Origin of the sequence: Paenibacillus sp. FSL R7-0313, assembly GCF_037969885.1 — a bacterium.
Taxonomy (GTDB): domain Bacteria; phylum Bacillota; class Bacilli; order Paenibacillales; family Paenibacillaceae; genus Paenibacillus.
This window is the reverse complement of sequence record NZ_CP150219.1, coordinates 6,756,434-6,776,677: the sequence shown is the minus strand read 5'-3', so window position 1 is coordinate 6,776,677 and position 20,244 is coordinate 6,756,434. Positions and strand designations below refer to the sequence as shown.

At 45.8% G+C, this 20,244-nt stretch carries 17 protein-coding genes; 11 read left to right on the top strand and 6 right to left on the bottom strand.

Going from position 1 to position 20,244, the window contains the following annotated elements; all coding sequences use genetic code 11:
- Positions 1-57 precede the first annotated feature (57 nt).
- Positions 58-1,029: a WYL domain-containing protein gene (locus NSQ38_RS29730; RefSeq protein ID WP_339785752.1), complete on the top strand. Its 972-nt coding sequence runs from the start codon at positions 58-60 to the stop codon at positions 1,027-1,029.
- Between the two features lie 66 nt (positions 1,030-1,095).
- Here NSQ38_RS29730 and NSQ38_RS29725 read toward each other — a convergent pair whose 3' ends face one another.
- Positions 1,096-1,767, bottom strand: coding sequence for a 3'-5' exonuclease (locus tag NSQ38_RS29725; protein ID WP_339785750.1), 672 nt, complete (start codon positions 1,765-1,767; stop codon positions 1,096-1,098).
- A gap of 434 nt (positions 1,768-2,201) precedes the next feature.
- Here NSQ38_RS29725 and NSQ38_RS29720 point away from each other — a divergent pair, with 434 nt between their 5' ends.
- Entirely contained in the window at positions 2,202-4,148 is a 1,947-nt protein-coding gene (locus NSQ38_RS29720; RefSeq protein ID WP_339785748.1) for an FAD-dependent oxidoreductase, read from the top strand.
- A gap of 369 nt (positions 4,149-4,517) precedes the next feature.
- Positions 4,518-6,302, top strand: coding sequence for a proline--tRNA ligase (locus NSQ38_RS29715; RefSeq protein ID WP_339790772.1), 1,785 nt, complete (start codon positions 4,518-4,520; stop codon positions 6,300-6,302).
- A 601-nt stretch (positions 6,303-6,903) separates the two neighbouring features.
- Here NSQ38_RS29715 and NSQ38_RS29710 read toward each other — a convergent pair.
- From NSQ38_RS29710 to NSQ38_RS29700, 3 genes are all read right to left on the bottom strand, one after another.
- The gene (locus NSQ38_RS29710; protein ID WP_339785747.1) at positions 6,904-8,703 is read right to left on the bottom strand and encodes a 5'-nucleotidase C-terminal domain-containing protein; all 1,800 of its coding nucleotides are present in this window, start codon (positions 8,701-8,703) and stop codon (positions 6,904-6,906) included.
- A gap of 172 nt (positions 8,704-8,875) precedes the next feature.
- Positions 8,876-9,292 carry an ImmA/IrrE family metallo-endopeptidase gene (locus NSQ38_RS29705; RefSeq protein ID WP_101314157.1) on the bottom strand — a complete coding sequence of 139 codons (417 nt, stop codon included), beginning with the start codon at positions 9,290-9,292 and terminating at the stop codon, positions 8,876-8,878.
- Between the two features lie 42 nt (positions 9,293-9,334).
- Entirely contained in the window at positions 9,335-9,778 is a 444-nt protein-coding gene (locus NSQ38_RS29700) for a helix-turn-helix domain-containing protein (RefSeq protein WP_082219000.1), read from the bottom strand.
- Positions 9,779-10,470: 692 nt separating this feature from the next.
- Between NSQ38_RS29700 and NSQ38_RS29695 the strand changes: the two genes are divergently transcribed.
- The 7 genes from NSQ38_RS29695 to NSQ38_RS29665 all read left to right on the top strand — a co-directional run bounded on the left by NSQ38_RS29695 (position 10,471) and on the right by NSQ38_RS29665 (position 16,531).
- Complete coding sequence (locus tag NSQ38_RS29695; protein WP_017690187.1) at positions 10,471-10,953, top strand: ArpU family phage packaging/lysis transcriptional regulator; 483 nt, start codon at positions 10,471-10,473, stop codon at positions 10,951-10,953.
- Between the two features lie 42 nt (positions 10,954-10,995).
- Entirely contained in the window at positions 10,996-12,726 is a 1,731-nt protein-coding gene (locus NSQ38_RS29690; protein WP_339785745.1) for a GAF domain-containing sensor histidine kinase, read from the top strand.
- An 18-nt stretch (positions 12,727-12,744) separates the two neighbouring features.
- Complete coding sequence (locus NSQ38_RS29685) at positions 12,745-13,479, top strand: response regulator transcription factor (RefSeq protein WP_339785742.1); 735 nt, start codon at positions 12,745-12,747, stop codon at positions 13,477-13,479.
- A gap of 194 nt (positions 13,480-13,673) precedes the next feature.
- The gene (locus NSQ38_RS29680) at positions 13,674-14,249 is read left to right on the top strand and encodes an NAD(P)H-dependent oxidoreductase (RefSeq protein ID WP_339785740.1); all 576 of its coding nucleotides are present in this window, start codon (positions 13,674-13,676) and stop codon (positions 14,247-14,249) included.
- 52 nt (positions 14,250-14,301) lie between these two features.
- Positions 14,302-14,760 (top strand): VOC family protein, encoded by a 459-nt coding sequence (locus tag NSQ38_RS29675; protein ID WP_338591805.1) that lies wholly within the window; start codon positions 14,302-14,304, stop codon positions 14,758-14,760.
- Complete coding sequence (locus NSQ38_RS29670; RefSeq protein WP_339785737.1) at positions 14,757-15,392, top strand: VOC family protein; 636 nt, start codon at positions 14,757-14,759, stop codon at positions 15,390-15,392. The genes NSQ38_RS29675 and NSQ38_RS29670 overlap by 4 nt, the downstream gene beginning before the upstream one ends.
- 188 nt (positions 15,393-15,580) lie before the next feature.
- Positions 15,581-16,531 (top strand): hypothetical protein, encoded by a 951-nt coding sequence (locus tag NSQ38_RS29665; RefSeq protein WP_339785735.1) that lies wholly within the window; start codon positions 15,581-15,583, stop codon positions 16,529-16,531.
- A gap of 95 nt (positions 16,532-16,626) precedes the next feature.
- Here NSQ38_RS29665 and NSQ38_RS29660 read toward each other — a convergent pair whose 3' ends face one another.
- Positions 16,627-17,109, bottom strand: a complete 483-nt coding sequence (locus NSQ38_RS29660) for a hypothetical protein (RefSeq protein WP_339785733.1) — start codon at positions 17,107-17,109, stop codon at positions 16,627-16,629.
- Between the two features lie 576 nt (positions 17,110-17,685).
- Between NSQ38_RS29660 and NSQ38_RS29655 the strand changes: the two genes are divergently transcribed.
- The gene (locus NSQ38_RS29655) at positions 17,686-19,536 is read left to right on the top strand and encodes a DUF4127 family protein (protein ID WP_339785731.1); all 1,851 of its coding nucleotides are present in this window, start codon (positions 17,686-17,688) and stop codon (positions 19,534-19,536) included.
- A gap of 4 nt (positions 19,537-19,540) precedes the next feature.
- On the opposite strand, the gene NSQ38_RS29650 is transcribed toward NSQ38_RS29655, so the two are convergent.
- Complete coding sequence (locus tag NSQ38_RS29650) at positions 19,541-19,885, bottom strand: DUF3139 domain-containing protein (protein ID WP_339785729.1); 345 nt, start codon at positions 19,883-19,885, stop codon at positions 19,541-19,543.
- Positions 19,886-20,244: the final 359 nt, after the last annotated feature.

Genomic DNA, 20,244 nt, shown 5'->3' with positions numbered 1-20,244 from the left:
ACTATGGATGGAGTTGTATCAAATTTATTGAAACAACATCGTGGAGGGTCCGGCAAAATGACAGACCGACTAATCCGATTAATGCGCATTATCACGCTAGTGCAAGCCAAGCCGGGCATTCTGGCACGTGAGCTTGCCCAGCGATGCGAGACAACGGAAAGGACGATATACCGCGACATGGAGGCCCTCAGTGCAATGCATATCCCGATCGCCAATATGGGACACGGACAAGGGTACATGTTTATCAGCCATTTTGCCATGTATCCGCTAAATTGGTCTGATGAAGAAGCCCAAGCATTCATGCATCTTGCTGAAGTTATGGAGAACATTCGTCCTTTGCTGAAACCTGCTTTTGAGAGCGCTTATGAGAAAGTGGTTGCTTCGAGTCAGAAAAACAAAACAGAACGAGTGGAATGGTCGGAGCAAATTAGTGGATTGTTCAAAGCGGGATTGCCCGCATGGCAAAATGAAAACAACGATTCGCAGAATCAATCCCTGATTACCCTGCTTCAGGCTGGCATTTCACAGAACATCATTGAAGGGGAGTATCTGTCTCAAGGTAAAAAAGGGATCGTACGTATAGACCCTTACTGTCTTATCCCTCGTGAATACAGATTTGAGCTGTTAGGGTATTGTCACCTGTCGGAGAAACTTCGAATATTTCAGGTGAGCCGGCTGCAAAAGATACGGATATTGCCACGCACGTTTCGCAAAGAGGATTATCTGATACAATCCCACTTCCGCATTCCTTGGGCATACGAGGGAAGCACGGAGTGGACTGCATTCAAAATTCGATTTGCACCCCATGCTGTAGAGCGTGTGATGCAGGAACAATTCTTTATACGCCCCATCTTAACCATAGAACCGGAAGGTAGCCTGTTATTTGAAGCCATATTAAGTGATGTTGAGGAATTTCTCGTATGGATATCTAAATATGGACCTGATGCGGAAATTCTCGAACCTGAGATCTGCCGCATCAAGATGAAAGAACGCCTGAACAGCTGGCAACAAATGTACAATAGAAGTTGAGATTAGCATGCAATCTGAAGCAGAACAAAGATGCTAAAACACCAATAAGTACCGTACTGTGGACGGTTACTCTTTGGTTTTGAAAAGGCTTGCCAGATTGCCAAAAGGTGATTCTTTCTCTTCATCTTCTGTGGAGCTGGAATAGACAACCTTGGATGTAATGCCCTCATCATCGGCTGCACAGTTGTTTTCGAGAGTGAAACGGTCAAATTGATGCATAAACACCTTGGCTGTATTGATGGCATCATCCAAGGCACGGTGCTGGGTACCATCAAATTCAATTCCGCAGATTTCAAGAGCCTGAGCGAGTCCGAGTTGACGGAACTTGCCTTCTTTACGAACGGTGCGGGACCATTGTTGCTGGAGATCGTTATGATTGGTGATCCAGGCCACATCAAGTTGATGGGTGCGACAATGAGAGATCAGTTTGCTGCGGTCATCCGGTCCCCAGGAACACATGTAATAGGCGTCACTTCCCATCCAGGCAATGAATTGGTTCAATGCTGCCGGAAAAAGAGGGGCTGCATCAATATCTTTCTGCGTGATACCTGTAAACTGAATCGTGTCAGTGGACAGAACAGACTTATTGGAAGGACGAACATACGTATGGAACGTATCCGTTACGACCAATCCATCTGCACTTTCCGTAACTTTGACGGCACCGATATCAATAATTTCAGAAGAATAGCGAGTATTGCGGCTTACCGTGAATTCAAGATCATATATGATATATGGCATAGGACAAACTCCTTTATCGATTAATACCTGTGATAGATTTCTATTTCTCTATATTACAGGGAACGTGCTGCCATGTCAGCCATCGCCAGAGAATTCATTGTATTCGGGTGAATGAACAGTCTGAGTGTTTAATGATCTTTATGATGCATTTCCGGTTTTGGTAAGTCTTTACTTCACAAAAAGTGGTCGTTATAATGAGGAAAGTTAGGGACTTTCCTATATTTTGTTTGTATTTATGGCAACATAAAAGTAGAATTTTCCGTCTTATTATCAAAACTTCCTAACACCGTTTGAAGTGTTGGGGAGTTTTTTATTATTTATAGCATACTCATGTAGGAAAGGAGAAAAAGTTAGTCGGTTGTTGGTATAACATAGGAAAATTACATCATGAGTTAGTACTATTGAATTTAAAGTACATATGGAGGTTTGTTTCTTTGATTAGTAGAAAATTGAAAATAACAGCAATTACAGCCAGTGTGTTTATTGTTTTAATGAGCGCTGCATATGGTGCATTCTATATTTGGAACAAGAATTATAAATTTAATAATAATTATGTATGGCAGCCTTTGGAGGACGTGCAATCTACACTAAACCTGAAAGATTCCTATAACGTTATTGTAGCTGGAACGGATCCGGAAGGTATTACTGCTGCTTTATCAGCTGCTCGTAATGGGATGCGTGTATTGCTGGTGGAAGCAAGAGATCGCAACATGTTGGGAGGCTTGTTGACCGAGGGAGGACTTAATACGCTGGATCTAAATTATTCCCCTGAACAACCGCAGTTATTGAGTAGTTTGCGGGAGCCTGACTTTTTGAACAAAGGCATTTTCCAGGAATGGTTCGACCAGATCGAGGGTAGTTCATTTGATACCAATACAGCGGCTAACATTTTCTATCGGATGGTTCGTTCTGAACCTAATATTGACCTGTTGATGAATGCTAAGGAATTAGTTCCCCTTACTGAACAATCTACGGGAGATCACACGACAATAACGGGTATGAGCATAACTAAAGAAGATGGAACAACTGTTCAGATCTCAACCCGCTCCATCATTGATGCGACGCAAGATGCGGATATTGCAGCCGCTGCAGGAGTTCCATATTCCATAGGTAGACAAGATATTGGAGATGGTAAATCCAAAATGGTCTCTACGCTTGTATTCAAGCTAAGCGGTGTTACTGATGAGGTATGGCAAAAGTTTAGGGAAAGAGAGGGAACCGGGGTTGATAAGATGAGTGCTTGGGGGTACGGTGATGCTAGAAAATATGAATCCTCCAATCCACAACATATTAAGATTCGCAGTCTGAATATCGGAAGACAAAATGATGATACAATCTTGATTAATACAATGCAAATCTTTGGGGTAGATCCGTTAGATCCGATATCTGTGAAAAAAGGTCTGGAAATTGGGCGTAAAGAAGCTCCACTAATTGTTGATTTTCTGAAGGAAAATTATGATGAATTTGCAGGGCTACAATATGCTGGAACAGCGAACGAACTTTACGTAAGGGAATCACGTCATATCTATGGCGAGTACCGATTAACATTAGCTGATGTCATGGAGAATCGTGATCATTGGGATGCCATTGGATACGGTTCATACGATATTGATATTCAGAGCACAAGTGTTGGAAATCCCGGCACGATTATGTTGAGTCCGATTCAATATGGTGTACCCTTTCGCTCGCTTGTACCGCTAAAGGTTGATGGTTTGCTCGTCGTTGGACGTGCAGCAAGTTTTGATACAATCCCACACGGTAGTGCAAGAGTTGTCCCACTGGGAATGGCAGAGGGGGAAGCAGCAGGAGCGGCGGTCAAGCTGGCATATATCCATAAGGAGTCCTTCCGCGAACTCTCAACTTCCGAAGAGCGAGCATCTGAACTACGTAAGATGCTGGAGAATCAGGGGATGGATCTGAAAGTACATCGTTTCGAACAGCCTGATTATATGGAACATAAGGATTACAAGGGATTGCTGGCTGCAGCGAGTATGTATATGACTTCAGGCAATTATAATAACGATGGTTGGGAACTGGATAAAGGAATGAATCCAGAACGATTTTTAAGTAAATTGAAAAGAATGCAAGCGATGTTTCCAGAAGCCTACTCAGGCAGTGCCGACCAAGCTCTAGCAAATATGGAGAATGCCGTAACCCTACCTTTAACGTTGGATCAGGCTGCGTATATGTTATGTCTGGCAATGGGATCTTCAGAAACGGAAACTTCACTTGAACAGGCACTTACTCATTTGCAAACACAAAACTTTATAAGTGACGACACGCTTGCTGGTATTGCTGACAAGAACAATCTTACCAATGGGGATGCGTTTATGCTCATTCGTGATGTAGTGGAGTATTATTCTGGAGTTGTATTCGACTAATTGGTTGACAATTACTTGTAAATGAACTAATGTGGTCAAAAATGATAACAGCGTTATAACGAGGACATGATTGTGCAAGCCAGCTTCAACAGAGAGGGAACAGTGTGGTGCAAGGTTCCTGTAGCTGCTTCATAAATTCCTACCTCGCGAGCTGCGGAAGAGAATGCCCAGACAGGGTTGCAACCTCCGCCGGCAGGGCCCGTTATGCCCCGTAGGACTGCATGTTACAGATCGCATAGGTTGCGAACGGATTAATTTGCAGTTAAATAAGGGTGGTACCACGACACATTCGTCCCTTGACGGATGTGTCTTTTTGCTGTTTATGCGCCGTATTTTGATAACAAAAAGGAAGATTAGGAGTGTGTTATGATGCGTCAAAGTGAAATGCTTGTCCCAACATTACGTGAAGCGCCAGCGGAGGCAGATGCAGCAGGGCATCGCTGGTTACTGCGTTCCGGTATGATTCGCCAACTGGCAGCAGGGATCTACAGTTACCTGCCCCTTGGACGGCGTATATTGTTAAATGTTGAACGGATCGTTCGTGAAGAGATGGATCGTGCCGGGTGTCAGGAAGTGTTGCTGCCGATTATGCAGCCTGCGGAGTTGTGGGAAGAATCCGGAAGATACACACAGTATGGTCCCGAATTGATGCGTCTGAAGGATCGTCATGCACGGGAATTTGCTCTTGGACCAACACATGAGGAAGTCGTAACCGCTTTAGCGCGGGACGAGGTGAGTTCGTATCGTAAGCTGCCATTCACCCTGTACCAGATCGGAACCAAGTTCCGGGATGAACGCCGTCCTCGATTTGGATTGCTGCGTGGACGTGAGTTCATCATGAAGGATGCGTACTCTTTTGCTTCGGACTGGAAAGAGCTTGATCGGACTTATCAGGCGATGAACACAGCGTACAGTCGCATTCTGGAGCGTTGTGGTCTGGACTATATCCGTGTTGAGGCTGACGCAGGAACGATTGGCGGTCAAGGAGAAACACACGAGTTCATGGCTCTTGCTGATGTGGGTGAGGACACAATTGTAACCTGCAAACATTGTGGATATGCTGCAAATCTGGAGAAAGCGGGTTATCAGACTTCTGGAGATATGGAGAAAAAAGAAGGAAACTTGGATGTTCCAGCCGATTCTGCAAGTGCAGACTCCACGCTTCAAACGGATGAACATTCAGGAGCGGAAAACGTAGTACGCATCTCCACACCTGGCGTTCGTACGATCGCAGAGTTAACCACTTTTGTGGGCAAAGGTGCTGAACATATGATCAAAACGCTGCTTTATGTGGCGGATGGTCAGCTCGTCGCTGCGCTTGTGCGTGGAGATCATGAATTGAATGACATCGCATTGAAGCAGGTGTTGGGGGCAGAGGAACTGATCCTTGCAGACGATGCAGCCATTGCGGCACATCCAAATCTGAAGGTAGGATTCCTGGGTCCAATTGGACTAAATCTGCCGATGATGGTGGACGCTGACGTGGCAGTGATGAAAAGTGCAATTACAGGAGCCAATGAAGTGGATGTGCACGTTTCCGGCGTACGCCCAGGCATTGATTTTGCATTGGAGCGAGTAGAACGAATCCGCTTTGCTGCGGAAGGGGATGCTTGTCCAACATGTGCATCACCACTTGTGTTTACCAAAGGTATTGAGGTTGGACACATATTCAAATTGGGAACAAAATATAGTGATGCCATGGGTGCTTCATTCCTGGATCGTAATGGTCGGCAGTGTGCGCCAGTCATGGGATGTTACGGCATTGGCGTATCCCGCCTGATGGCCGCAATAGCTGAGCAGTATGCAGGAGATGATGGCATAAGATGGCCTGCCGCTGTTGCGCCTTATGATGTGCATCTGATTACAGTAAGTTGGAAGGATGAGCAGCAGCGTCAGCTCACCCTCGAACTGGAACAACAATTAATCGATGGCGGTTTCACCGTATTGGTTGATGACCGGGATGAACGTCCGGGTGTGAAATTCAAGGATGCAGAGCTGATCGGATTGCCTGTGCAGATCGTTATTGGCCGAGGAGCAGCAGAAGGACAGGTCGAACTGGGATCACACGCACTTGCAGCATCAGGTGAATCGAAACGAATCGCTTTGACCGCACAGGAGGCTGTGCTTTATGTGAAGGAACAGCTCACTTCCTAAATTCAGGGGACTCGCTAATTATATGAGTTCATATAATAGTACCGAATATAATGCGGTAGCTGATTTTGATTGCTGAAATTCTAATGTGAGCATGAAAAAGAGGGCTATAGGCATGCAATTTGGTAGGGTTCTATGAGTGATATCATACGAAATAACTATATTTGGATAGTTGTATTTAGTATACAAATGATTTTATGATTAAGGATTTGAAGATGATCATACTCAGGCGAATCTATGTGCAAGTATGCAATTTTGAGAAGATAGAGATGTCGAAATTAAATGTACAATAACCGCATGAACACGGTCATTCCTGAGAGTTTTTATATAGTTCGGTGTCGAAGGCACATGATAAAGTTGGTCCGTAAAGGCCTGGCTGGGATTTATTTTTGCCTCAGATGATTGTCAGGATTAGCAGGATATGTCCACAGGAAATGTTCAAGTATCTGATGTGGATTGATGTTAAAGAACAGAGATACAAAAGGGTGTCCCCTCAACCAGTAATCTGGCTTGGGGGACACCCTTTTGGTTAAGACAAGATTAATCCATTATGATGTTGCGTCTTATAAGCGATCATGCCTATATGCACTTTGCTTTGCTGAGCTTAAGAAGCTGTAGGCAATTTCAATTGTTGACCTGGATAAATCCAGTGTGGATTTTTGATATTGTTCAGCTTTTGCAATGCCTGCCAAGTTGTGCCGTATTGTTTGGAGATAGAGTACAGGGAGTCTCCGGATTTCACAACATGCAGTTTGGCTGGAGCTGGTTTGCTTGGCGTTGGTTTAGACGGTTTTTCCGGTTTTGGTGTTTCTGGTTTTGGCTTGGTTGGAGCTGGTGTTTCTGTTGCCGGAGTTTCCGGCTCTACTGCAGGTTTTACCGCTTCACTGATCCGACCATCTGTTTTGATGTCTACAGCGCCAAGCTTCTGCATGTAATTGATCAATGCTTCGTCCAGCGCGCCATACATACCCGTAGTTGGGTATTTGGCGAACATGGTGTATTCGTCACCACCAACAGCTGTGAAATCATTGGTTGCCAGTGTATATGTTGCTTCCGGATCAAGGGCTTTATCGCCCACGGTTACGGAATGTACACGGCTACCTTCAGCAGCGGAAGTGTCGATCTTGAACTTGATACCAGATACTTGTGGGAATCCACCGCTTGGTTCCGGGTAGGAAGCTACACCGACTTCAAGGGCTGCCAGAATATCGGACCCTTTCACTTCAAGCGTTACAACTTGGTTACCAAAAGGAAGCACTGTGATGATATCACCTTTGGTTACGATCCCTTTTTCGATGGAAGCACGGATACCACCACCGTTAGTCAATGCAATATCGGCTTTGCTGACATCACGAATGGCATCTGCAAGCAGGTCACCCAGGTTAGTTTCACCTGCACGTACCTGTTCACGTTTACCATCCAGCAGAATAGCTGTATTGGCTACTTCTTCTTTCAAGATAGGTTCTTGTTCTTTTTGAATGGAGTTTACGAGAGTTGCAACCTTCTCATTTGGTTTGATGTCTTTTGCTTCCGTTTCATCAATTAATGTTGCTTGTTTCTTCGTTACTTTACCACCGTCTACCCACAGATCGATGACACCAACGTAGTTAGTGTATTCTCCTGCACTTGCAATCAATGTTCCATTATCGGATACAAGGCCATCTTGCAGTACAGTGTGGCTGTGACCATCGATGAATACGTCGATGCCAGGGACTTCTTTAACAACTTTAAAGCTAGTATCCGTGCTGGATGCATCTTGACCAAGGTGTCCCAATACAACAACAACATCTACTTTGCTGCGGATTTTGTTTACCAGAACTTTGGCTTCCGCAGATGGATCTGTAATATCAAGACCTTCTACGTTTTTTGGATTCGTTTTGTACAACGTTTCTGGTGTAGTCAAAGCGATGATACCAATCTTCACACCATCCACCTCTTTAATGAGGTAAGGATCGAAGAGACGTGTTCCGTCTTTTTTCTTCACGTTGGCACTCAGCATAGGGAAGTTCATCATGTCCGCCAGTTCGATCAGACGATCTGAACCATAGTTGAATTCGTGGTTACCGGGTACGATGGCTTGGTATCCCATTTCATTCATGACTTTCACGATGCTCTCACCATTCACGATAGTGGCAAAAGTTGTACCATGTACAGCATCTCCAGCATCAAGCAAGAGTGTGTTCGGGTTTTCGCTACGATATTTGTCAGCGATTCCAGCTACTTTGGCAAAACCCATAGCAGGTGAAGATTCAACTGCACGGGCATGCGTATCATTCGTATGTAGAATGGTAATGTGTTTACCTGTGCCCGGAGTGGTATCCGTTGCAGCTGCGGCAATACCTACACTGCCAAACAGCAAACAGACCGTTAGCAGAAGTGAAACGTAATTCTTCCAGATTTTCATATGAATCCGAAACCTCCCAAAATAATAATCTACTTGAGCGTTTACACAGCTCACGTAGTATTTTAACAGACTATTATTAGGAAATCTCGCGAATTACGTAAAAATACGTAACCTGAAAGTGACATGTAAATCTGCTGTTGGAAAATATAATCTCTTTAAGGAACGTATGTTCTTAAATGGTGTAAAAAAAATGCTGCGCTTCACGCGGCAGTCCGGTACGTAAACAAAATTTCTCCAAAGATTCATCCGGTTCAGGCATCACTCCGGAGGTTAGCAACTGAATGGCAAAACGGTTAGCCTGTCTTTCCAGCTTGCCTGGAGCAAAATAGGAATGTTCCTCCAGAAAGAATCGATTAATTCCTTTATGAAGCCGGTCATGACCAAGCTCATGTGCGCACACGAACCTTTGCCATTCCGGCGGCAAATCATTGTGTATGACGATAAACCTGCGCCGGAGCTTGCGAAAGTAGAGTCCCTTGGTGGACTTCCCCAAATTGGTGAAACGAATCTGTATTCCAACCGCGCGGGCAATGCTGAAAGGGCAGTTGGTCCGGTGTTTTCGAATCAGCTTTGTTACGATGTCATCCATATGATCTCACCTGCTGCCTCATTAAATTCAGTGGGTCATGCCTCATGGGCGATTGTCCGATTCGTCTGTCTTTTTGCGTTTGTTCATCTGTTTGGCTTCCCAGAACAGACCTGTCAGTACATCCTTGATTCGTTTCTTGTCCTCTTCATCGAGTGGAATGCCGTCAAACATCAGATCATCATCGTCCTCCAGCATCTTTTTGAAATCACGACGGTCTTTGTATGTAGCCCATTCCGGTACGTCCTGAAGTTCAGCAGCACTCCCTGGTTCAATATAACCAGCCTGCTTCATCATCTCTGTATAAGGCACCGAGAGTGCATCTGAAATCTTGCGGATGGTCGCTGGTTTTGGCACACCCCGGACCCCATTTTCGATACGTGAAATCTGTGAGTTGCTTATTCCAGCTGCTTCGGCGAGCTGATTGATGCTGTATCCCTGTTGCTCGCGCAGTTGTTTCATATAAGGACCAAAAGCGTGCTCCACAATTATGCCAACTCCTTCGATTCGTACAAGTGCTTGAATTATAAATTAAGAGAGCTCGTGCTGCACAGATCACTCCGATGACAGAACAACCTTCCGATCGCTGTTATCCCCGAATTTCCTGAATGTATATCCTCATAGGTGGAATTTCGGTGATAAAGGCGAACGCTTCGCTTCTTCAGGTTCTTTCTGTCCTCTCCGTTAACGTGCATATCTAATCCAAATCTTAACTTATAAAAATCAAATGACTTGTACGGAAGTTCATTAATTAAACAGTACTATAACGTATATATACCATTAGGTAAAGAGATATGAAACAATTATGCCAAAAGGCATAGGAAATGAGAGCGAAGGTTTTATTTTATCGTCAAAACGAACCAAAATGAAGGTTTACTCCGATCTCCAGAAAGTGGTATCCTCAAATAGAAATACGAACACTATACGAACAAAATGTAACAATGACACAGGTTGGATTTTAGAAGTGACTCTTTGAAGAAGGTAATTCCCCGGATTATACCGATTTGGAGTGATTCCAAAAGGCAACAGGGGAAAATTGAAAAAATGTCGTTACTTTTTTAGGAAACTGGACAACTCTATGAATAAGAGCGTTTTGCCATCGAGCAAAGAACGATTGCAAAACAACATGACGTGAACGATAGAGTGAGTGATATGAAGAATACTAAAGGAGGAAGATAAATATGGAATTGATGCTGCCCGAATTGGACCGACGCAAAACGCAAACAGCTGTTGAGGCTGCGCTGGAGAAATACCGAATCTATAAAACCATTGCATTTGAAGAACGAGAGGTTATGGTGACGGCAAGTTATGCCGAGCGTTTCCACGGTGCAACCAATGTGACGGGGGATTCCACGGCGAGAACGGCGATCTACAATGTGGACGTACAGCGCGCACGTCAGGCATATTGCGATACGATTGATTTTGTTGTGTCCCGACTGAGTGAAAAGGAACGTGTACTCGTCTGTGAACGATATCTGAAAGACGATGATGTGTTTGACTATAAAGTGTATAACCATGTGTTTGATCCACCTGTCAGCAAGGATACGTACACGAAGATTCGTACACGTGCTTTCTACAAAATGGCACTGGCTCTGTCAGATCGAGGTCTGATTAATATGGAGCCTTTGTCTGTGTCCCGCAAAGAGCGACAGAAGCTGGGCTGAGTGAGTGATTGAAGAAGTTGATCCTTTAATATCCAAGGTGGATTGGGTACAATAGTTGAACAAACCACAGTTGGCACAGCCAAAGGAGAGAAGTCTGCCATGTCGGAAGAAGTCGGAATGCAGGAAATGGTCACGTTGAAGACAATCGCGGAAACGCTCAATACGTCCAATGATCTGAACTTAATGCTGGATACCGTTGTCGGCAAATTACTGGAGTTGACCGGATTAACGGCAGGTTGGATGTTTCTGATTAATGAACGTGGAGACTATACCTGTGTTTCAAATTACAATCTGCCCCCGGCATTGCTGCGTAAAGATAAGGAGCCCATGCGAACGGGTACCTGCTGGTGTGTGAACCGCTTCAAGGACGGTCGTCTGAATCATGCGGTCAACATCATTAACTGTAAACGGCTGGAGGATGCGGTGGAATTCCAATGGGGAGATACCCATGATATTACCCACCATGCAACCGTCCCGTTAAGGTCAGGTGAGAAGATGCTCGGCCTGCTCAACGTGGCTGCGCCAGCCAAGGAACATTTCAGTGACAGTGAACTGGCACTGTTACAGGGCGTGGCATACCAGATTGGTAGTGCGATAGAACGGATGAGATTGTATCGTGCGGAGCAGCGACGGGCTGATCTGTATGCCAAGCTGGGGGAGTTCAGCACGGCCTTGGGTCTTGCAGTGAACGAATGCAGCAATTCTGAGGCTTTTTCTTTAAAAGTTGTACAGCTGCTTGGGCAGCATTATGATTGGCCTTTTGCTATAATTATTCAGCAGAAAAACGGAATGTTCGTTTTGCAGGCAGCCTATGTAGATGATGAGGTTCGAACGTTATCAAGTACTCCGTTATCTTCAGAAGTGGCAAACCACATGAACCGAGTAATCAATAGTCATCGTGTAACATCTCTGTCTGCAATAGAGATCGCTGAGATATTTACCCTGTGCGAGCCTGACCAGACTATGAATTCCATTGCCTCGGGAATTGCTGCCATCCTTCCGTACCACACGCCAGGGGAAACGGGAATTCTGGTAATCGGAATAGGAATAGGATCAGCATTTCCTGCGCAGGCGGACCGTGAAGTGCTGGAGGCAGTGGCTGAACATATTGCTGCCTCATGGGAGAGTCTGAAGCTGGCGGAGAATCGCCGCGAACTGGCACGACTCGAAGAGAGGAACCGGTTGGCTCGCGATCTGCATGATTCGGTTAATCAGGTTTTATTTTCACTGTCGTTAACGGCTAAAGGCGCGGAAAGTATGTTATCCGGCTCCGAGCAGCTGCACCCGGCAGCGGAAGCGATGAAGGATATTCGGGCTTTGTCTCAGGAGGCTCTCAAGGAAATGCGCGCATTGATTATGCAGCTCCGTCCCGCGGGACTGGAAGCAGGGCTGCTCCATGCGCTACAGGAATACGGCACCAGCCAGGGGCTTCAAGTGGTGATGAATCGCACGGGAACGCGGTCTTTACCGCGTAATATAGAAGAAGCATTGTGGCGAATCGGACAGGAAGCGCTGAATAATGTACGGAAACACGCTGATGTTTCTTCTGCTGAGGTCACCCTCAAGTTAAGTGATCATGAAGTGGTGTTCACCGTCACAGATCAGGGAAAAGGTGGTGCGAACAGGCCAAAAGTGTCGTCTGGAAGCTCGCTTGGCCTGTCCATTATGAAGGAACGGGCCCAATCGCTCGGGGGCAGCTTAGAAATAGTGAGTTCTCCCCGCAAGGGAACAACAGTAACGGCAGTCATTCCACTTCCGTTCGAATCTGTATAAAGTCAGGGGGAAGAAGAGATGCCGATTACGATATTGCTCGCAGATGATCATGCGATGGTGAGACGAGGGCTGCACGTTTTTTTGACCACACAGCAAGACATGGAAGTTGTTGGTGAAGCATCGAACGGGCAGGAAGCTCTGGCGCAGGCGGAATTGTTAAAACCTGACGTGGTATTAATGGATCTGCATATGCCGGTCATGGACGGAATCGAAACAGCCAGACGGCTGCGTGCATTAATGCCAGGAACGCGAATTATTGTGCTCACATCGTTTTCGGATCAGGATCATGTCGTTCCTGCTGTGCGTGCAGGGGTGAAAGGATATCTACTCAAGGATATTGAACCGGAGGATCTGGCTGTGGCCATTCGCAATGTGCATGCAGGTCAGGTAGAATTGCATCCTGCCGCAGCAGGTCAATTGATGCATGTACTGGCTTCATCCGAGTGGTCTATAAACGATCAGTTATCAAAGCATATAACCGCAGATCAGTCAGCAGATAGTCAACATCAGGAGCCAAAGCAGGTTGGAAAATCAAATGAAACATCCCTTGGTGGTCCGGATATGCTTACTCGCCGTGAACAAGAGGTATTGGGGCTGATTGCTCAAGGATTGAGCAACAAGGAAATTGCAGTTCAATTGGTCATCACCGAAAAAACGGTCAAAACCCATGTCAGTCATCTGCTCGACAAACTGGGTCTGGCGGATCGGACACAAGCGGCTCTTCATGCCGTAAGAAATGGCTGGGTCGTGTGACCAATTCCGACATATGTTCATACTTAAGTCGTATAAACTCAACCTAAAGGTTGAGTTTTTTGGTATTTCAAGTTAAGTCTATCTGCTGACGATTTGGATGCAAAAGAAAGGTAAGATAAGGATAGCCAAAGACGGATCGGTTGAAGGAACGTTAGAGTTTGAAACAATAAAAAAAACCAAGGAGAGTGACATGAATGAAGATTGTTATTTTGGCAGGCAGCAATCGGAACAATGCAACCAGTACACGTCTGGGAGAGTATGCTGTGGAGATTATTCGCGGTCAGGGACATCAGGCTAGCCTGTTTGATCTGTATCAGACACCACTTCCATTCTATGCACCAGATGAAAAGCAGGCGGATCATGAACATCTGGCAGACCTGAACACACGTATGCTCGCGGCAGATGCCATCATCCTGTCTACACCAGAGTATCACGGCAGTATTAGCGGTGTGCTCAAAAATGCACTGGATCACCTGAGTCAGGCTCATTTCAGCGGCAAGCCCGTCCTGTCCATCAGCTCCTCTGGTGGAGCGGTGGGGGTAAGTTCACTTTTACAACTGCAAGCGATTGTCCGCAATCTGCATGGTATCAATGCCCAAGAGTGGATCTCCATTGGTGGTGCGCAGCGCAGACGATTCGAAGCGACATTTGACGGATATGAAGAGTACGAAGGTAGTCAGGATATAGAAGAACGGGTGCAGCGGGTTATTGGATCGTTTTTAAATCTGGCCCAGACGTTAACGAATGCGCGGAATTCTACGATGAGTTGAGAACCAAGGAAGATGAAAATGGGAAAAGAAAAAGGAAAAGAGGTTGAGCATTATGATTACAGGCATATTTGAAACACATCTAAACGTGACGGATTTGGAGAGATCCCATCATTTCTATGAAACGGTCCTGGGTTTACCCCATGCTTATGGGCAGAAAGAACGTGGGAACTCCTTCTACTGGATTGGTGGAAAAGGCAATGCCATGCTGGGATTGTGGCAAAAGGATCCTTCCGAGGTGAAGCGTCAGCACTTTGCTTTTCATGTATCTCTGGAGGATATGAAACATGCGGTGGCTCACTTGGAGAACAAAGGAATCAAGACACAGAACTTCCTGGATGATGATATCGGTGAACTGTACGTCTTTGGCTGGATGCCTGCGGTATCTGTGTATTTTAACGATCCGGATGGTCACTCGCTTGAATTCATCGCCATGCTCCCGGATGAAGCGAAGCCTGAGCTTGGCATGGTGCCATGGAGTCAGTGGGAGGAGTTGCAGGAGAAGGCTGTATGATGATCGAAGAATTGCAGTTATATACAACACGGCTGGAGGACCTCAAGCATTTTTATCGTGATACGTTGGGAATGGAGGTGTCCAATGCGACAGATCAGGCCTTCAACCTGCAGGTTGGAGGGACAAAGATGATTTTCAAACCGTGTGAAACAGATCATGAGCCCTTTTATCATGTGGCCTGGTTGATTCCGACAAATCAGTTCAAGGAAGCAAAGCAGTGGGCAGCATCACGTGTTGTTTTAAGCAGGGAAAAAAATCGGGATGAGACATACTCTGCTAATTGGGACTCTCATTCTCTCTATTTTGAAGATCCAGCAGGCAATATTATTGAGCTGATTGCTCATCATCGTATTCAGAACGAGAGTGACCATAACTTCTCTGCTAAAGACATATTACAGGTGTGTGAAATTGGACTGGTGACGGAGGATGTTCTGTCTACCGTGAATGAGCTTCAGCAGATTGGACTCACGCGCTGGGGTGAGGTTAGTGAAACCTTTGCCCCTGTAGGGGATGTACATGGTTTATTTATTGTGGTGAAGAAGGATCGAACATGGTTTTTCTCCAAGCAAAAAGCAAAGATCTATCCCCTGGAAGTATCCATCCGTGGCGTGGGCAAGCTTCGAATTGGCTAAACTTTGTATTCCGGGGCAAAACGGGCATATGTGGAGCATTTCCATCATGTTATAGAAGTAAACGCTTTATTTATTCATTAGGATATATAAGTTTAACTAAATTTACACGATAACGGAGAGGACAGATCTTAGTTCAACTTATATAGTTTCTCTGATCGGCTTACATATGATGAAGGGTGGTGGCAAGCTTGGATCGACGTTTGTTGGAAGAGGGACTTGCGATTATCGTTTCCAGTCGGGAACGTACAGGAGATCTGTGGCACGCCCATTATGGGGCGGGTGCGATTGCGGCATATTTTTGGGTACGGGAAAATCGTCTCACTGCCCTTGCCGCCGGCAGTGTTACCGCCGAAGCAAAAGCCATGCTTCGCCAGCATGGAATCAGCCCTGGTCAGACCTCTCCGATTGGTGAGATGATGCCTAGGGAAGATGCCGAAGCGCGTATTACGGACGCATTGGATCGAACGATTGGAGAGCTGCACTGGGTTGGACACCAGGCCATCTACGGGGCAATCAGTCTGAAAGCTATTCGCGAACTGGATGGATGGGGCACTGCGGAGGACATTGGTCGGCTGGTTGAACTGATCGATTCATTCGATCGAACCATCCCGGGAAGATCTTGGATGAACACAACGCTGAAAGAAATTCGCAGTCTGAAGCCGGAAAAAAGCGACGGTTTTCCTGAGATCGAAGATCCAGTTCAGTTGTCACGTCTGATTCTGGATGAGCTTGGTGCGTTCCAGACCATATATCACGCGGAAGCGCATCATGATCTGATTGGTCATATGCTGACCTATGGACATGCGCTTAACATATTATATGAATTGGGTTATCCGGCATTATTCCACAAAGGCATCCCGCCTTTCCTTACCATGGTGAAGGCACTACGCTTAAGCCGAGATGTGGATATTGAACAGGAGATGCCGACATTGCAATCACCTGTAGACCTGCTACCACTAGAACGGGCGGAACGATCAGTGGCGCTCCCCCATGAGCTGGAATATTGGCTCACCGATAGACGTTCCCGTGACTGGAACGGAGGTCATATATTCAAATTCCCGTTCAGCTTCTATCATCATGCGAAGAACGGGGAGCCTGTACCGGAAACATGGGAGAACTTTCGTTATATCATCGCGTGAGATAAAACATACATTTTACAAGGGGTGTCCGTCATAACGGACACCCCTTGTAAGCATTATTCTGGTTTACCGAATTGTGGGCATCCTGTACCTTTTTAACGGGGCCAAATTTCAAGGATAAAAAGGATCAGCATGACTCTGGACACCAGCATGTATGGTGATTTTTGTACGGGCTGACGCGCTGCCCATATTCCCCAGGAACTCATAAGTGCAATACTCCCCCAGAACATCCATAAGGAGATGCCTTCGGGTGTAGATAGAAAGGACAGCTTGGGCAGTCCCCTGTTGCCAGCCCCAAGAAGAACAGTGGTCATATAGACGAGGACAAGGAAAAACAACTCGAAGAGCAGGGTTTGCAGCCAGAAATAATAGATGTTGAACACTCGTAGCATGATGACTGTAATCAGGATAAACAGGATACCAACGGATAAGAATGTTGCCGCGGTCCATCCAATGAGAGATGTTGTTATAACATCTGTTTCCTGATATAAGATGTACATCGCCAACGCATACATAGCTGGGCCCGCCATATAACTGGTGACAGAAATCCAAAGATAGAAGAAATACCTCTTTTTCATCGTCATATCCATCCTTTATTGTTCGTAGGATTTGAAAGCTACTTATGTCATATAAACATCATCAGGATGGGTTTGGTTGGATTGTCGATAGGATTTTCTCGCGAGAAACCGACATTTAACCGCCACGGAGACGACCACATTCATGCGTAATTCATCCCGATTTCCATCAGCGCGAGTGGGCAAAGGCGGTAAAATGGTATTATCGGATCAGCAGCAAGGAAGACACACTGACAGCTCATACGCTAAAGTACAGACCGGCCATGGGGCCGGTTTTTTAATTCGGTGATTGCATCCTTGCCTTGATCGGGTATTAAAGACTAGATATATAAGTTGAACTAACGATTTACACGAGAACGAAGAGGACAGAAATAACCTGAAGAAGCGGAGCTAAAAGCTTTCTGCAAGAAAGCTACTTCGGAAGCATACACTGCGCCTTTATCCACGGATTTCTACCTTTATATAAGTGGATCAAGAAAATCCGGGGATAACAGCGATCGGAAGGTTGTTCTGTCATCGAAGTGGCAAGTGTAAATATTCTGTAGTTCAACTTATATAGATAACAGGAGGCTACGTGATATGAAAATAGTATTGTATGTTCCACTGGATGATCGTCCAGCGAATCTGGATGATGTGATTGTGCAAGGGAAAGCAGCCGGTATCCATATCGTTACACCGAACCTGAGTGATATTAAGAATCGTCTGGACTCGGAGAAAACCGTAGATGGCACAACGCTGCTTGGCACCTCCACGCCGGTGTATGGCAAACCGTCCAAGATTCACGACTTTATTCTGAAACATGCTGCCAAGGTCGACGGATTCATTATCTCATCCGATATGCTCGCTTATGGCGGTCTGATTGGCAGTCGTCAGCTCCGCGAAGATGGAGGAGGCGCCTATCCAGAATACGATGATGAGACCACGCGTTTGCTGGATGTGATCCGGGTGATCAAGCAGAAATATCCACGCAAACCCGTATTTGTCATGGACACCATCATGCGTTTGGCTACAACCTCGTTTGCAGATGGCTTGGCGCTCGATGCATATAATGAGTCCCGTGCGTTGATGCAGCAGCCTCGTCAGACATACACTGAGTTTGAGGATATTATCGAAGGATATAACCTGTCCCCCGATGGGGCGGAATATGGGACAACGACCTATTTTGATAAAGAACAGTATTACAATACAAGACAACATAAATTCAAAACAAATCTATACATTCTGGATCAGCTGGCTCGCACAGGTTATATCGATTTCCTTGCGGTTGGCGTCGACGATGCAAACACGCAGGGTGTTCAGATCAATGAAATCAAATATGTAGAAGCGCGGATCAATGAATGGCTGGGTGGAACCAATGGACAAAATCCGGATCGTGCTATCATCTTGCCGGATGCGGATGGTCTGGGGCACGCTTTGGTTGCTCGCATGGCTAACCAGTTGTTCCGAGGTGGGGCGAGGACACGTTACGCAGTGAAATATTTTGGTCCTCATGGCAATTCCATCATTAACACGTATGAATACATGGATGTACACGAGAATGTGGTTCGTCATGTGGATATTGTAGGTGGTGTGCTTGTAGCGGATTCGGCATATCCTGAACCGGAGGTGGTGACGGATGTGGGTGCTGGCTTGGAAAATGAACAGCTGGTGGCTGTAGCAGCCGATCAAGTTGTCCCGTTTGACATGGCCTCCGAACTGGATCGTATGACGAAGGGTCACCCAGGTAATTCCGGGGAGAACACGGGCATCGACATTGAGATTATTGCCATTACCGCTCTGGATCAGGTGCAGGCTGCGTTGGAGCAATTGACGCTGAATAGTGAGCAAGGTCTGCCTTCGGTATTGATTGATTTTGTGGGTAAAGGACCAGCCAATGTTGATGTTGCTGAAGCGTTGCTAAACAGTCCGTATACCGGGCGGGTTCTGGGATACAGTGCTTGGAATACACCGGGCAACAAGATCGGTATTGCCGTAGGCATGGGACAGTCGAGGTACGCGTTAATTACAACAGAGAAGCATGCGCATAAGTTGCGAGATGCAATGAATGCGCATGGCTCGCTGTTGTTTAAGCGTTTCCTGAAGGATTATTATTACAAAGCGGTAGCGATTGCGGACATCCGTACGTATTCCCGAGCCCATGCGCTGTATACCAACGTGGCTACCCTTTCGGATCAAAATATGTTGCTGTTCAACTCAGAGGAAGACTATGCCCATTTGCAAACATTGCTCCGTGATTTGATGCAAACTTACACAACGGCGCTTGCGAATAAAACAGCCTTCCAGACAGGCAATGTAGCGATTAAGCAGATTTGTGATGACGAATTGTCCTATGCGACGTATGGCAGTGTGCTGCTGGAAAATGCGAATCCTGATTTCATTTGGGGGCGTGCATTTGAGATTACGTTGAACCCGCAGGTTACGCTGAACTAAACGGTTATCTCACCATGGGCTCCTCATGCTTGGGATCATCACTGGTATGACTGTACTGCTTAATCTCTCCGTTGTTAAAAATGATATATTGATACTTCGCTTCGAGTTCATCCGCGAATGTTACTGAGGCACCGTAAGGTGCTTCAGAACTTTTTGAGGAGTAAGTACCTTGTACTTCGATAAGCTGTTCGGGTGAGTAACCTTTCTGTTCAATCAGGTAAGTGGTTACCTGTTGTTCAGCATCACTTTTCTTGAGCGGATTACCAAGCAGTCCGATGTAAGCCCAGCAGGATATCCCGAGTATAAATACTAAGATGACAAGTGAAGTGATCTTGAATGTTTTACTCATAGGTATTTCTCCTTCTTTTACGTAAGAGACAATGAATTTGATAATGAAATATTAATATATTTGGATAAATTTATCAATTCATTGAACTTAATGCTTAATTATTTATTCGTTAAAATGATGATTGCAGAATCGTCTTTTTTCCACCCGAACGACTCCCTTAATCGCACCGAAGTCGTACGGAACACCATCCGCGCTAGGAAAAAAAGAGTGTAAGATTGTATTATCGGATTAGTAGCAAGGGACGCACCGAAAGCACATACGCTAATGTACAGACCGGCCAAGTGGCCGGTCTTTTTGATGCGGTGAATGTAGTCCCGTTACTGGTTCGATAGCAATACAGACTCTGAGTTAAAAGGGGG